This window comes from Paraurantiacibacter namhicola (assembly GCF_001687545.1).
Taxonomy (GTDB): Bacteria; Pseudomonadota; Alphaproteobacteria; order Sphingomonadales; family Sphingomonadaceae; genus Paraurantiacibacter; species Paraurantiacibacter namhicola.
In genome coordinates this window covers 1,872,380-1,886,820 of record NZ_CP016545.1, presented here as the reverse complement: position 1 = coordinate 1,886,820, position 14,441 = coordinate 1,872,380, and the positions used below count along the sequence as shown (strand labels likewise).

Here is a 14,441-nt window from a genome sequence, read left to right as displayed (position 1 = left end):
GGCTGCGCGCTGCCGTATGTTATATGGTGACGAAATCCAGTTTTTGGAGGGCGACAAGCTGGGGCCCGGCAAATTTTTCCGGCACATCCTGCGTGCGCAGGGCCCATGCCATGACGTCCACATCGTCCTCGTCCAGCAGGTCTTCGAACCATGCCAGCTCCGTTTCGCTCCAAGTGGCGGAATAGCGGTCGAAAAATCCGCCGATCATGTAATCCGCCTCGCGCGTGCCGCGGTGCCAGGCGCGGAATTTCGCGCGGGCAAGGCGGGTGGCAAGATCGTGCTGCTGTGTCATGACTGGCACGTAGTCCACCGGCGTGCTTAAGAGAACCCCGCAATGCGCCCCGATATCCTCAACCCCCTCTTTGCCGAGACCGGCACGCTGGACGGCGTCGGCCCCAAGCTGAAGAAGCCTCTGGACCGGCTGGGCCTGGAGCATGTGAAGGACGTGGCATACCACCTGCCCGAACGCTTCGTGACGCGGCTGAAGGTGGAGAACCTGGACCAGGCGGGCGAGGGGGAGCAGGTGATCGTGGCCCTGACGCCGACCGAACACCGCGCGGCGCGCTCGGGCCGCGGGCCTTACCGCGTGCTGGCGCAGGACAGCGTGGGCAATATCTGCGCGCTGACATATTTCGGTCGCGCGAGCTACACGGCGAAGAAACAGCTGCCCGTTGGGGAGGAGCGCTGGGTGGCGGGGCGGCTCGATCGCTATGGCGACATGCTGCAGATCGTCCATCCCGACCATGTCGAAAAGAGCCCCGATGCGCTGGTGGCGAGGCTGCGCGAGCCGGTGTACCGGCTGGCGGAAGGCCTGACCCAGCCGCGCGTGGCGGGACTGGTGGAGCAGTCGCTGGCGAAGCTGCCGCAGCTGCCCGAATGGTGCGACGCCGCGCTGAAGCTGCGCGAGGCCTGGCCCGATTGGGCGGATGCCCTGCGCACATCGCACCGGCAGGAGGCGGAGAAAGCGCGCGACCGGCTGGCCTATGACGAGATCCTGGCCAATTCGCTCGCCCTGATGCTGGTGCGCGCGGCCAATCGCCGCCGCAAGGGCCAGCCTTTGCAGGGCGACGGGCATCTGCGCGACCGCCTGCAACTGCCATTCCCGCTGACCGGGGCCCAGCGCCGCAGCATCGACGAGATCGTGGCCGACATGGCGCAAGAGGCCCCCATGCTGCGCCTGCTGCAGGGCGATGTCGGCGCGGGCAAGACGGTGGTGGCGCTGGAGGCCATGCTGGCGGCGGTGGAGGCCGGCGCGCAGGCGGCGCTGCTCGCGCCCACCGAAATCCTCGCCCGCCAGCATTTCGAGACCCTGCGCAAGATGCTGGCCCCCACGGGCGTGGAAATCGCCATCCTTACCGGGCGCGACAAGGGCAGGGTGCGCGAGAGCACACTGCTGGGGCTGATGGATGGCAGCATCCAGATCGTGGTCGGCACGCATGCGATTTTCCAGGACACGGTGAATTACCGCAATCTGGCATTGGTGGTGATCGACGAGCAGCACCGCTTCGGCGTCGGCCAGCGACTGCAGCTTGCGGCCAAGGGCAAGCGCACGCCCCACACGCTGGCGATGACCGCAACGCCCATCCCGCGCACGCTTACGCTGGCGCAATATGGCGAGATGGACGTCAGCCGGCTGGACGAGATGCCGCCGGGCCGCCAGCCAATCGACACCCGCGTGATCAATGCGGAGCGGATGGACGACGTGGTCGGCGCGGTGGAGCGGCACCTGACGAGCGGCCAGCAGGCGTACTGGGTGTGCCCAATGGTGCGCGATAACGAGATGGACGACATCGCCGCGGCCGAGGCGCGCTATGCCGCCTTGCGCGAACGGTTCGGCGAAGACGTTGTGCTTGTCCACGGCCAGCTGAAGCCGGAGCTGAAGGACGCCGCGATGGAACGATTCGCCGCGGGCGAGGCGAAGCTGCTGGTGGCAACGACCGTAATCGAGGTGGGCGTGGACGTGCCCAATGCCACGCTGATGGTGATCGAGCAGGCGGAACGCTTCGGCCTTGCCCAGCTGCACCAGCTTCGTGGCCGCGTAGGGCGGGGCGCGGAGAAATCGACCTGCCTGCTGCTGCGTGGTGGCGCGCTGAGCGAGACTGGCAAGCAGCGCCTCGCCCTGATGCGCGAAACGCAGGACGGCTTCCGCCTGGCCGAGGAAGACCTGGAGCTGCGCGGCGGCGGCGAACTGCTCGGCACGCGGCAGAGCGGCGATACGCCTTATACGCTGGCAACGCTGGAACAGGTGCAGCGCCTGCTGCCCATCGCCAATGACGATGCAAAACTGCTGGTGGACCAGGATGCAGCGCTGGAGACGCCGCGCGGGCAGGCGGCGCGCGTGCTGCTTTACCTGTTCGAGCGCGACTGGGGTGTGACACTTCTGCGCGGCGGTTAGGACAAGTCAGCCTATCCGGGCATTTACGCCTGCGAATTACACATAAATTAACTACGTGATGGCAATTCGCGTGGATGGACGTCCGGCGGACTCAGATAGGCGGTTGGCGATGGATTGCCGGGGTGGCTGCGCTGTATGCGCTCGCCGCGGCGATTTCGCTTGAGGCCGCCATGCGGTCCGACGGCATTGCCTTCGTCTGGCCCGCCAGCGGCGTGGCTGCGGGCGGGCTGCTGATGACGGCGGTGCAATGGCGAAAAACGCTGCTTGGCGGCATCTTCGTCGCCAGCGTCCTTGTAAACCTGAACGCCGGCTCCTCACTCGCGGTGACCCTGTGGTTTTCCCTTGCGAATATTGTGGAAGCCTATCTTGTCTGCCGCATCGCGTCAGGACGAGACGGGGCGAGCGGTTCGCTCAACCTGCCGCGCTGGGTCGCGCGGCTGGCGCTGGGCGCAGTTGCTGGCAGCATCGCCAGCGGGACGATTGCCTCCCTGGCCAAGATCGGAAGCGGGCAGGCGCTCGAGTTTTTCCTGTCGTGGACCAGCACTGTGCTGCTCGGCCTGTTGGTCGTGACGCCGCTGGTCCTCGCAGCGGGCGACCGCAAGATGCGCCGGGTCGCCCAGATCACGGACGGGCGCGTGCTTTTGCGCAGCGCCCTGTTCCTCGCCACGATCGCCGTCAGCGTGGCCGCCTTCGCGCAGCAATCCGCCCCGCTGCTTTACCTGCCGCTGGCGATGGCCATGCTGATGACCTATTTCCTCGGCCCGTTCGGCGCGGCCTCGGCGGTGTTCATTGCGGCGCTTCTTGGATCGCTGTTCACCGCCAAGGGCATGGGCTCGGTCCACCTTGTCGAGGGCGGGCCGCAGACGCGGGCGCTGTATTTCCAAGTGTATCTGCTGGTGATGCTGGCCTCCACCATGCCGGTGGCGACGCTGCTGGCCCGTTCCCGCGCCGCCGCGCGGGAGTTGCGACGCAACAATGCTTTCCTCTCTGCCGCCGAGGCCAAGGCGCATGTCGGCCATTGGCGGCTGCAGTTGGAGCCGGAGAGCCTGTACTGGTCGGACGAGGTCTTTGCCATTCACGGGATGGAGAAGGGCAGGAGCCCCGACCTTGCGCTGGCGCTGGAAGCCTATCACCCGGCGGACCGGGAGCGCGTGTCCTCTTCCATCAAGGGATCGCTGGCCAGCCGGGAGCCCTTTTCATTCGAAGCGCGCATCCAGCGGCCGGACGGGACCATCCGCCATGTGGAATCGACTGGCGAGCCCGAACTGGAAAACGGCGAGGTCGTGGCGATGTTTGGCGTCATTCTCGACATCACCGAACGCTGGCAGGTGCTGGAAGAATTGCGCCGCGCCCGCAACCTGGCGCGCAAGCAGGCGCGCGAAGCCACGAAGCTGGCCGATACGGACCAGCTGACGGGCATCGCCAGTCGCCGCAAATTCATGGAGCGACTGTCCGAGGAAATCGCGCGCGCCGAGGAGGGCGGGGGCAAGCTGTCGCTCATCATGTTCGACGTGGACCACTTCAAGGCCTTCAACGATTCCCACGGCCATGCCTTTGGCGATCTGGTGCTGCGCATGGTTGCACGCGAGGCGGCTGACAGCACGCGCGGGCAGGACCTGATCGGGCGGATCGGGGGCGAGGAATTCGCCATCATCATGCCCGGCGCCGGCATGGACACCGGCACGCTAGCGGCAGAACGCATCCGCCAGCGCGTCGCGAACCTTCGGATAGAGGATGACAGCGGCGTCGCGCAGAATGTCTCGATTAGCCTTGGCATCGGGGAATGGACCCCTGGCGCGGACGAGGTATGGCTGATGCAGGCGGCCGACAACGCTCTGTACGAAGCAAAGCGCGCCGGACGAAACTGCCTGCGACAGGCGGCTTAGCGACTTTCCTACAGCATCGCAGATGACGCAGCGCGCACGGCATGTCCGGACCTCGCCCTCGCTCCCTGTTTCATCCCGCGCGCAGGGCCGGTTTGCGCGGCGCCGGATTTTGCGCCCAGGACTGTGTAACACCTGTAACACCTTTCAGCTTTGGGGCCGGAAAGCTGAACGGACCGGGCGCGTGGTTAAGCCGCCGTTCGGGCGCCAGCGCGCAATCGCGGTTGCCTCCCATGCCAGCGCGCCGTAAGCCGCGCGGCAACCTGCAACCCATCTGCGAGCACCCAAGCTTGATCCTCTCCCCCTTCGAATGGACCATCGCCAAGCGCTACATGATGCCGGGCAAGGGCGAGGGCTTCATCGCGCTCGTCGCCGGGATCAGCCTTGTGGCCGTGATGCTGGGCGTCGCCGCGCTCGTCATCGTGATGAGCGTCATGAACGGCTTCCGCGCCGAGCTGCTGGACAAGATCGTGGGCCTGAACGGCCATGCCATCATCCAGGCTTACGGCGACGACCTGGAAGGTTGGCAGGACATACTGGAGGACGTGCGCGAGACGGACGGCGTGGTCAGCGCCAGCCCGCTGATCGAACAGCCGCTGCTTGCCAGCTTCAACGGCCGCGTGGATGCGGTGCTGGTGCGCGGCAACACGCCGGACGACATCGGCGCACTTGCCCCCAACGTCGTCGCCGGCAGTCTCGACGGCCTGCAGCCCGATGCCTCGCGCGTCGCCATCGGATCGCGGCTGGCGCAGAACCTGGGTGCGCGGATGGGCGACACCATCACCATCATCAACCCCGCCGGGCGTTCGACCCCCTTCGGCACGGTCCCCCGCCAGGTCGGCTACGAGATCGCCGCCATCTTCGAAGTCGGCGTCTACGACTATGACAACGCCTTCGTCGTCATGCCCATACCCACCGCGCAGACGCTGCTGCTGAGCGGGGATACGATCGGCATGATCGAGGTGACGACGGAGGATGCCGATACGGTGCAGCAGACGCTGGCCCCGCTGAACGACCAGCTGGAGGGCCGGGCGGTCATCTCGGACTGGCGCACGATCAACTCCAGCCTGTTCGAGGCGCTGGAGATCGAACGGGTGGCCATGTTCTTCGTGTTGTCCATCATCGTGCTGGTGGCAGTGTTCAACATCCTCTCCTCCCTCATCATGCTGGTGCGGTCCAAGCGGCGCGACATCGCGATCCTGCGGACCATGGGCGCGACGCGGCGCAACCTGCTGAAGATCTTCGTGACGGCCGGCTTCCTGATCGGGGCCATCGGCACGTTGGCGGGTGTTGCGCTGGGCTTCGTCGTGCTGCTGTTCCGGCAGGCCATCGTCAGCGGCATCGGCTTCCTGACCGGGGTGGAGCTGTGGAACCCGCAAATCCGCTTCCTGAGCGAACTGCCCGCCAAGACCAATCCGGCGGAGGTGATCGCCATCGTCTCGCTGGCACTGGTGCTCAGCTTCCTCGCAACGCTCTATCCGGCCTTCAAGGCTTCGAGCACGGATCCGGTGGAGGTGCTTCGCTATGAGTGACCCCAAGGCAACCGATGTCGTACGCCTGACGGGCCTGACGCGCAGTTTCGAACAGGGCGGTGTGAAGATCGACGTGCTGCGCGGCGTGGACCTCGCCATCGCACCGGGCGAGATCGTGGCGCTGCTGGGCCCGTCCGGCTCCGGCAAGTCCACCATGTTGCAGGCGGTCGGACTGCTGGAAGGCGGCTTTGGCGGCAAGATCGAGATCACTGGCATCGACGCCACCCAGCTGGACGGGGACGAGCGCACAGCGCTGCGCCGCACGCATCTGGGCTTCATCTACCAGTTCCACCACCTGCTGCCGGACTTCACCGCGCAGGAGAATGTGATCATCCCGCAGATGGTGGGCGGCACCTCGCGCGCCGATGCGGAGGTGCGGGCGGACGAACTGCTCGGCGCTCTGGGCCTCGGCCAGCGGCGCACGCACCGGCCGAGCCAGCTTTCGGGCGGCGAGCAGCAGCGCGTTGCCGTGGCCCGTGCACTGGCCAATCGCCCGCAGCTGGTGCTGGCGGACGAGCCGACCGGCAATCTGGACGAGGCGACGTCCGACAAGGTGCTGGGCGAGTTTCTGAGCCTGGTGCGCGGGCAGGGCAGCAGCGCCCTCGTCGCCACGCATAACGAGCGACTGGCCGCGCGAATGGACCGCATCGTGCGCCTTCACGAAGGCCTGCTGGAAGAGGCGACGCCGCGACCTGCCGCCTAGGAGGAGAGGGTGATGTTCGAGATGCCGATGCTGGCACTGGCGCTGGCCTTGCAGGCCGCACCTGCCGGTGCCCCGCCGCCCGCTTGCGACACGCAGGCGCATGCCGCCTTCGACTTCTGGATTGGCGAGTGGACGGTGACGCCGCAAGGCAGTGACGCGCCGATCGCTCACAGCAAGGTGGAACGGCTCTACAATGGCTGCGCAATTCGCGAGAACTGGATGCCCTTCAACGGGCAGGACGGCGGCAGCCTGAACGCGCTCGACCCGCAGACGGGCCGCTGGCACCAGACGTGGATCGGCTCCGCGCCCGGGCGGGTCGAGTTCGTCGGCGGTTCTGCGGAAGAAGGCCGCATGGTGCTGACCGGCAACTGGCCATCGCCCGCCGCCCCGCACCAGCTGATCCGCATGACCTACACGCTGCAGGATGACGGCAGCGTCCGGCAATTCGGGGAGGCGTCGCTGGATCACGGTGTCACCTGGTCCACCGCATTCGACCTGGTCTACCGTCCGCGAAAAGCGGCTGTATCGGGGCGTGGAGCCAGCCAATAACTGGTGGACACGGGCCGCGCAGGTCTTCGCTTTTGCGCCGTGGCAAACTACATGTCTTGCATGGCATTCGCTCCCTTCGTCCCCCTTCGCGTGCTCTCCAGCTATTCCATGCTGGAAGGCGCGATAGACCCGAAGGCGATTGCCAAACTCGCCAAGGAACGCGGCTTCCCCGCCATCGCCATCTGCGACCGAAACGGCTTGTACGGCTCCAGCGCATTCGCCTCTGCGTGCAAGGGTGAGGGGATCCAGCCCATTGTCGGCATGCTGCTCGGCATCGGACGCGAAGACAGTGAGGGCGAGGTGGATTACCTGCCGCTCTATGCGCAGGACGAGGCGGGGTGGGAGAACCTCTGCCACCTGGCCAGCCGCGCGCACCTCGACCGTCCGCTGGAATATGCACCGCATGTGCTGCTGGAGGATCTGCGCGGCCACACCGACGGGCTGATCGCCCTGTCAGGCGCTGCGGAAGGGCATGTGACGAAGCTGCTGGCGGACGGGAAGGCCGATGCAGCCTCCGCTGCCCTCGCGCATCTGGCGGGCCTGTTCCCGGGCCGGTTCTACGTCGAGATCGCGCGGCGCGGTAACGCGGTGGAAGAGGCGGCCGAGGCGGCCCTCATCGACCTCGCTTATGCGCAGGACCTGCCGCTGGTGGCGACCAACCCGGCCAATTTTGCCGATCCACACATGCATTCCGCGCATGACGCCATGCTGTGCATCGCCAGCTCCAGCCAGATCGACAGCGCCGACCGTCCTCGATCCAGCGACCAGGCCTTCGTGAAATCCGCGCCGATGATGCAGGAGCTGTTTGCCGACCTGCCCGAAGCGCTGGAGAACACGCTGGTGGTTGCGCAGCGCTGTGCCTTTGCCCCGCCGCGCCGCAAGCCGATCCTGCCAAGCCTTGCGGGCGACCTGGAGGGCGAGGCCACGGCGCTTGCCGATGATGCGAGGGCCGGTCTCGAAGCCCGGCTCGCGAAGTATGACGCGCTGTCCGAAGAAGAGCGCAAGACCTATTTCGACCGGCTCGATTACGAAGTCGGGATCATCGTATCGATGGGCTTCCCCGGCTACTTCCTAATCGTTGCCGACTTCATCAAATGGGCGAAGGACAACGGTATTCCCGTGGGTCCAGGCCGTGGTTCGGGTGCGGGCAGCCTGGTCGCCTGGGCGCTGACCATCACCGATCTCGACCCAATCCGGCTGGGGCTGCTCTTCGAGCGGTTCCTGAACCCGGAACGTGTCTCCATGCCGGACTTCGATATCGATTTCTGCGAAACGCGGCGCGGTGAGGTAATCCGCTACGTCCAGGAGAAATATGGGCACGACAAGGTCGCCCAGATCATCACCTTCGGCAAGCTGAAGGCCCGCGCCGTGCTGCGCGATTGCGGGCGCATCCTGCAGATGCCCTATGGCCAGGTGGACCGGCTGTGCAAGATGGTGCCAAACCATCCGACCGACCCTTGGACGCTGCCGCGCACGCTGAACGGCGCGGCGGACTTCAAGCGCGAATATTCGAACGATAACGAAGTGAAGCGGCTGGTGGACCTCGCCATGCAGCTGGAGGGGTTCCCGCGCAATTCCTCGACCCATGCCGCCGGCGTCGTGATCGGGGACCGGCCGCTCAGCCAGCTCGTCCCGCTATACCGCGATCCGCGTTCGGACATGCCGGTGACGCAGTTCGACATGAAATATGTCGAGGACAGCGGACTGGTGAAGTTCGACTTCCTCGGCCTGAAGACGCTGAGCGTGCTGCGAAAGGCGGTGGACCTGCTGGAAGAGCGCGGCGTCACCGTCGATCTCGACACGCTGGAATGGGACGATGCCGAGGTTTACCAGCTGATGCAGCGCGGCGACACGGTGGGCGTGTTCCAGCTGGAATCGGAAGGCATGCGGCGCACGCTGACCGCCGTGAAGCCGACCAAGTTCGAGGACATCATCGCGCTCGTCTCGCTTTACCGGCCGGGCCCGATGGACAACATTCCCAGCTTCGGCCGGCGCAAGGCGGGGGAGGAGGATATCGTCTACCCGCACCCCAAGCTGGAAGGCATCCTTGAGGAAACCTACGGCATCTTCGTCTACCAGGAGCAGGTCATGCAGGCCGCGCAGATCCTGGCGGGATATTCGCTGGGCGATGCAGACTTGTTGCGCCGCGCCATGGGCAAGAAGGTGCAGGCCGAGATGGATGCGCAGCGCCAGCGCTTTATCGATGGCTGCTTGGAAATGTCGCAAATCCCGAAGGATGAGGCGAACCGCCTGTTCGACTTGATCGACAAATTCGCCGGATACGGTTTCAACAAGTCGCACGCCGCCGCTTACGCTTTGCTCAGTTACCAGACCGCGTGGGTGAAGACGCATTACCCCGAAGAATTCTACGCCGCCTCCATGTGCTTCGACATGCACCAGTCGGAAAAGCTGGCGATCTTCGTCGACGATCTGCGCCGCAACGGGAAGAAGCTGCTGGGGCCGGACATCAACCGGTCGGAATCGAAGTTCACCGTCGAGGAAACCGACGATGGCTACGCCGTCCGCTATGCGCTCGCAGGCATCCGCAACGTGGGCGGCAAGGCGATGGACGCCGTGGTGGCCGAACGCGAAGGCAGCGGCGAATTCGAAAGCCTGGAGGACGTGTTCAAACGCATGCCGCACGGCGCGATGAACCGCCGCCAGCTGGAAGGGCTGGCAGCGGCCGGCGCCTTCGATGCGCTGGAGCCAAACCGAGCAATGATCCTTGCCAATGCCGACATGCTGCTAGCGGTCGCCGACGCGGCTGCGCGTGAGAAGACGAGCGGGCAGGCCGGGCTGTTCGGAGGCGAAGACCATGTCGAACCCTCGCTGAAGCTGGCGGAGGCAGATGCCTGGAGCCGCCCGGACCAGATGGCTGCAGAGCGCGAGAATTTCGGCTTCTACTTCGCGGCTCACCCGGTCGAGCAGTACCGGCAGGTCGCCAGCGCGAATGGTGCGCGCTCCTATGCCAGCCTGATGGAAACGCGCGTCCAACCCGGGGAGCGGCATCCCGCCGTTGTCGCGGCGATGGTGGAAAGCGTGAACAAGGGCCGCACGCGGCGCGGGGCCGACTTCATCCGCGCCGATTTCTCCGACAGCTCCGGCCAGTTCAGCGCAGCGTGTTTCGAGGAAGGGCTGGTGGAAGATTTCCAGCGCTGGGCCGATGAGGGGACCTGCATCCTGCTGAATGTGGAGCTGGACTCGCCCAGCGCGGACGAGCCGCCACGCGTGACCGTGCGCGGGGCGCGACCATTGTCGGACGTGACCGGCAATCTGCGCCTGCTGCTGACGTTGGACGTGACGTCGCAGGAGGCGTTGCAGCACTTGCAGGGCAGCCTGCAACGCGGCGCCGATGCACGCGGCACGGTGGAGGTGACGCTCCATCTGGACGAAGAGCGCACTGTCTCCATGCGCCTCGGCCGCGATTTCGACCTGGGCGGCGACCTGGTCGACCGGCTGACCGAAATTCCCGGAATCGCAAATGTAAACTTGCGTCCGCTCTCCGGCTCGGCAAGGTTGCGCCTTGTAGCCTGACATCAGATCGGGCCTGAGCTGATTGGAGAGTAAAATGCTGGGCGCCATGCAAGAATGGGACTTGGTCATGTCCCACGCGATCGATCACGCCGCGCGCGAACACGGCGATCGCGAGATCGTGACGCTGTGGAGCGACCGGAGCGAGACCCGCACCGACTGGCGCGGCATCCACCACGATGCGAAGCGCCTGGCAGAAGCCCTGCGTGCCATGGGCATCCAGAAGGGTGAACGGGTCGCAACGCTGGCGATGAACCACGCGCACCACCTCTCCAGCTTTTATGGCATCACCGGCATGGGCGGGGTGGTCCACACCCTGAACCCGCGCCTGTTCGCGGACCAGCTCGCGTACATCGTCAATCACGCCGAGAGCCGCGTGCTGTTCTACGATGTCGCCTTCAAGCCGCTCGTCGATGCGATGAAGGAGCACTGGAAGACTGTCGATCACTACGTGTGCTTCGATAATGGCGAATATACCGACCTGCTGGACCAGCATGACGGCACCAGCGAGTGGACGAAGCTGGATGAGCGCGATCCGCTGCTGCTGTGCTATACCAGTGGCACGACGGGTGATCCCAAGGGCGTGCTGTACAACCACCGCGGCAACATGCTGCATTCCATGGCCAGCCTGCAGACCAGCAGCTTCGGCTTCGAACCACGCAGCGTGATGTTGCCGGTCGTGCCCATGTTCCATGCCAATGGCTGGGGCATCCCATGGGCGGCCCCCATGGGCGGTGCGAAGCTTGCCTTTTCAACCATTTACGAGCCGGACGTGCTGCTGGACTTCATGCACCGCGAGAAGGTGACGCAGAGCGCCGGTGTGCCGACCGTGTGGCTCGGCCTGTTCCAATATATGGAAGCGACCGGCAAATCGCTGCCGGACACGCTCGACATGGCCGTGATCGGCGGCGCTGCTGCCCCGCGCGCTATGGTCGAAAAACTGATGGAAATGGGCTGCGAAGTCGGCCACGCCTGGGGCATGACCGAAACCAGCCCCATCGGCACCGTCGGCATGGTCCCTGCCGAATGGGAAGACATGAGCTTCGACGAGCGCGCTGCCCGCAAGACGATGCAGGGCAAGCCGTTGTTCGGGACGGAAATCCGCCTGGTGGACCTGGACGATCACAGCACCGAACTGCCGCGCGACGGCGAGACGAGCGGTGCGCTGCAGATCCGCGGCGCATGGGTTGTGAAGCGTTACTTCAAGCAGGACGAGGACTGCGTGAATGAGGACAATTGGTTCGACACCGGCGATGTCGGCGTGATCCATCCGCACGGCACGCTGGAGCTGACCGACCGCACCAAGGACCTCATCAAATCCGGCGGCGAGTGGATCAGCAGCGTCGAGCTGGAAAATGCTGCCGTCGGCCATCCTGCCGTTGCGGAAGCCGCCGCCTTCGCCATCCCGGACCTGAAATGGGACGAGCGCCCGATGCTGGCCCTGGTCCTGAAAGACGGAAAGAGCTGCGACCAGGCCGAGATGCAGGAATTCCTGAAGGACAAGGTCGCCAAGTGGTGGATCCCCGAACGTATCGTGGTGCTGGACGAAATTCCACACACTGCGACCGGCAAGATCAGCAAGAAGGACCTGCGGGCGACCTATTCGGATTGATCATCCGTTCGCACGCAGAGGGCTTACAGTAGCCGCATCTGCCCGCCGGGCGCGGGTTTGCGGAACTGGCTGCAATCGAGGTCGAATTTCGCCTTCCCGATGCCGGCGCGCTTGCAGGCAAGGCGGAAGCGCGCACGGAACAGCTCTGCCCAGACGCCATTCGGCTTGAAGCGGCTGAAGAAGTCTGAGTCGTTGTCCTTGCCCCCGCGGATCGAGCGGACGATCGACATCACTTTTCCCGCACGATCGGGATAGTGCACATCCAGCCATTCGCGGAACAGCGGCGAAACCTCATGCGGCAGGCGCAGCGGTATCCAGCCGGCGCTGGCCACGCCGACGGCCGCCGCGCGCTGCACGATCTCCTCCATGAATTCATCCGTGATCGAGGGGATGACCGGAGAAACGGAGCAATGGGTCGGCACGCCAGCCTCTGCGAGCCGGCCCAGCGCCGCAAGCCTCTTCTCAGGGGCAGAGGCCCGCGGCTCCAGCAGGCCTGACAGGCGCGGATCGAGGCTTGTCACCGAAATGGCGACAGCCACGAGGCCCAGTTCTGCCATCTCCGCAAGCAGGTCGAGGTCTGACAGGACACGGTCGGACTTGGTGGTGATTGTGACCGGGTGACGACAGTCGAGGCACACTTCAAGCAGTTGGCGGGTGATCCGATAGCGGCCCTCGATCGGCTGGTAGGGATCCGTGTTCGTGCCCATGGCAATGGGGGCCGGGCGGTAATTCCGTCGCGCCAGCGTTTCGCGGAGCAGCCGCGCGGCATCGGGCTTAGCAAACAGCTTCGTCTCGAAATCGAGGCCCGGCGAGAGGTCGTGATAGGCATGCGTCGGCCGCGCAAAGCAATAGACGCAGCCATGCTCGCATCCGCGATAGGCATTGATGGAGCGATCGAAGGCAATGTCGGGCGATTGGTTGAAGCTGATGATGCTTCGGGGATGTTCTTCCGTGACGGTCGTCGTCAGCTTGGGAGCAGGGCCATCCAGCGCCTCGCGGATGTCGCGCCATTCGCCGTCGATCGACCTTTCCGCCAGCCCGAAGCGCTGCGGCACGCGCGCACTCGCCGCCCCGCGCCCGCCGATGGCGGCCCGGGCGGAATCGGGTTGGGGCAGGGCGTCGTCCATCCCGGCAGCATAGAACGAAAAGAGAACAAAAGAAAGGTTTCAGCCGAGCGCGATCTGCATCGTGGCAGCACCCAGCCACAGGGAGATCAGGAGGACGGATTCCCAGCCAATCCCCGCCGGGCCTTGGCGCTCTCGCCTCAGCAGTCCCATCAACAGGATTGCCGTCATCAGGCCGACCAGCGCCATCCAGAACACCACCCGGTCGCTGAGCGCGTGGTACAGGCTGCCTTCGCGGTAAGCGATGTCGCTGGCGGACAGGAACAGGGCGTCGAACATGTTGCCGCCGATGATACCGCCGATGGCCAGTTGCAGTGCGCCCTGCCGGACGGCAGCGATCGTGGTCACCAGTTCGGGCAGGGAGGTCACGACGGCAGTGCCCAGCGCGCCGACCACGCCCTGCGAGATGCCGAGCCGTCCGGACAGCTCCAGCCCGCTTTCGCCAACTACATAGCCGCAAATGCCCACGACCAGCAGGAGCCCGCCGAAGCTGGATGCGAGCATGAAGGTGGAGCGTGCGTCCTGCTCCTCCTCTTCATCCTCGCAGCGTGTGTGCTCGGTCTGCCGGGGCTGCCACATCGGCTCCAGCTTGATGCGGTGGGCGTTGTGCAGGCCGATCAGGTAAACCGCGACCAAGACGGGGCTGACGGGATGGATGGCCCAGATGGAAAATTCCGGCGTCATCACGGCCATGATCGGCAGCACCGTCAGGATGATCAGGATCGTCGCCTGGCCAAGATTCACCGCGCTGGCGGCAGCATGCTCGAGGTTCACCTTGCGATAGAACACGTCGGCCAGCGCCAGGAACATGGTCTGCGCCGCAATGCCGCCAAGAGCGTTGGAGGCCGCCAATTCCGGCGCGCCGTTCGCAGCCGTGCTGATCGATGTGACGATGCCGGAGATGCTTGTCCCTGCGCCCAGCAACACTGCGCCGACCAATGCCTCGCCCAGTCCCGTACGGTCTGCGAGAATATCGGCGATCCGGGCCATCTGCGTGCCGAACAGCGCGATAACTATGGCTGCCCCGGCAAAGGTGATCAACAGCGCCTGCGTACCCAGTCCTGCGATATCCGGCATGCCATCCCCTTGAAGTTGCAAGGAGGATAGCGGGC

At 65.4% G+C, this 14,441-nt stretch carries 10 protein-coding genes; 7 read left to right on the top strand and 3 right to left on the bottom strand.

Annotated features, from left to right (window positions below; translation table 11 throughout):
- Positions 1–19: 19 nt before the first annotated feature.
- Positions 20–292: a succinate dehydrogenase assembly factor 2 gene (locus A6F65_RS09195; RefSeq protein ID WP_067790410.1), complete on the bottom strand. Its 273-nt coding sequence runs from the start codon at positions 290–292 to the stop codon at positions 20–22.
- A gap of 42 nt (positions 293–334) precedes the next feature.
- On the opposite strand from A6F65_RS09195, the gene recG reads away from it, so the two are divergent.
- The 7 genes from recG to A6F65_RS09160 all read left to right on the top strand — a co-directional run bounded on the left by recG (position 335) and on the right by A6F65_RS09160 (position 12,205).
- A complete protein-coding gene (recG, locus tag A6F65_RS09190; protein WP_067788042.1) occupies positions 335–2,395 on the top strand; it encodes an ATP-dependent DNA helicase RecG in 2,061 nt (686 codons plus the stop codon).
- Positions 2,396–2,517: 122 nt separating this feature from the next.
- A complete protein-coding gene (locus tag A6F65_RS09185) occupies positions 2,518–4,281 on the top strand; it encodes a sensor domain-containing diguanylate cyclase (protein ID WP_067788040.1) in 1,764 nt (587 codons plus the stop codon).
- Positions 4,282–4,568: 287 nt separating this feature from the next.
- Complete coding sequence (locus tag A6F65_RS09180; protein WP_067790407.1) at positions 4,569–5,810, top strand: lipoprotein-releasing ABC transporter permease subunit; 1,242 nt, start codon at positions 4,569–4,571, stop codon at positions 5,808–5,810.
- Positions 5,803–6,513 carry an ABC transporter ATP-binding protein gene (locus tag A6F65_RS09175; protein ID WP_067788038.1) on the top strand — a complete coding sequence of 237 codons (711 nt, stop codon included), beginning with the start codon at positions 5,803–5,805 and terminating at the stop codon, positions 6,511–6,513. The genes A6F65_RS09180 and A6F65_RS09175 overlap by 8 nt, the downstream gene beginning before the upstream one ends.
- Positions 6,514–6,525: 12 nt before the next feature.
- Positions 6,526–7,062, top strand: a complete 537-nt coding sequence (locus tag A6F65_RS09170; RefSeq protein ID WP_237164801.1) for a hypothetical protein — start codon at positions 6,526–6,528, stop codon at positions 7,060–7,062.
- 60 nt (positions 7,063–7,122) lie between these two features.
- Positions 7,123–10,596 carry a DNA polymerase III subunit alpha gene (gene dnaE, locus A6F65_RS09165; RefSeq protein ID WP_067788036.1) on the top strand — a complete coding sequence of 1,158 codons (3,474 nt, stop codon included), beginning with the start codon at positions 7,123–7,125 and terminating at the stop codon, positions 10,594–10,596.
- Positions 10,597–10,630: 34 nt separating this feature from the next.
- Positions 10,631–12,205 (top strand): long-chain fatty acid--CoA ligase, encoded by a 1,575-nt coding sequence (locus tag A6F65_RS09160; RefSeq protein WP_067788034.1) that lies wholly within the window; start codon positions 10,631–10,633, stop codon positions 12,203–12,205.
- Positions 12,206–12,228: 23 nt separating this feature from the next.
- Here A6F65_RS09160 and A6F65_RS09155 read toward each other — a convergent pair whose 3' ends face one another.
- Together A6F65_RS09155 and A6F65_RS09150 are read right to left on the bottom strand one after the other, a co-directional pair.
- On the bottom strand, positions 12,229–13,332 hold the full coding sequence (locus A6F65_RS09155; RefSeq protein WP_067788032.1) for a PA0069 family radical SAM protein: 1,104 nt from the start codon (positions 13,330–13,332) through the stop codon (positions 12,229–12,231).
- A gap of 39 nt (positions 13,333–13,371) precedes the next feature.
- Complete coding sequence (locus A6F65_RS09150; protein WP_067788030.1) at positions 13,372–14,406, bottom strand: sodium:calcium antiporter; 1,035 nt, start codon at positions 14,404–14,406, stop codon at positions 13,372–13,374.
- Positions 14,407–14,441 lie beyond the last annotated feature (35 nt).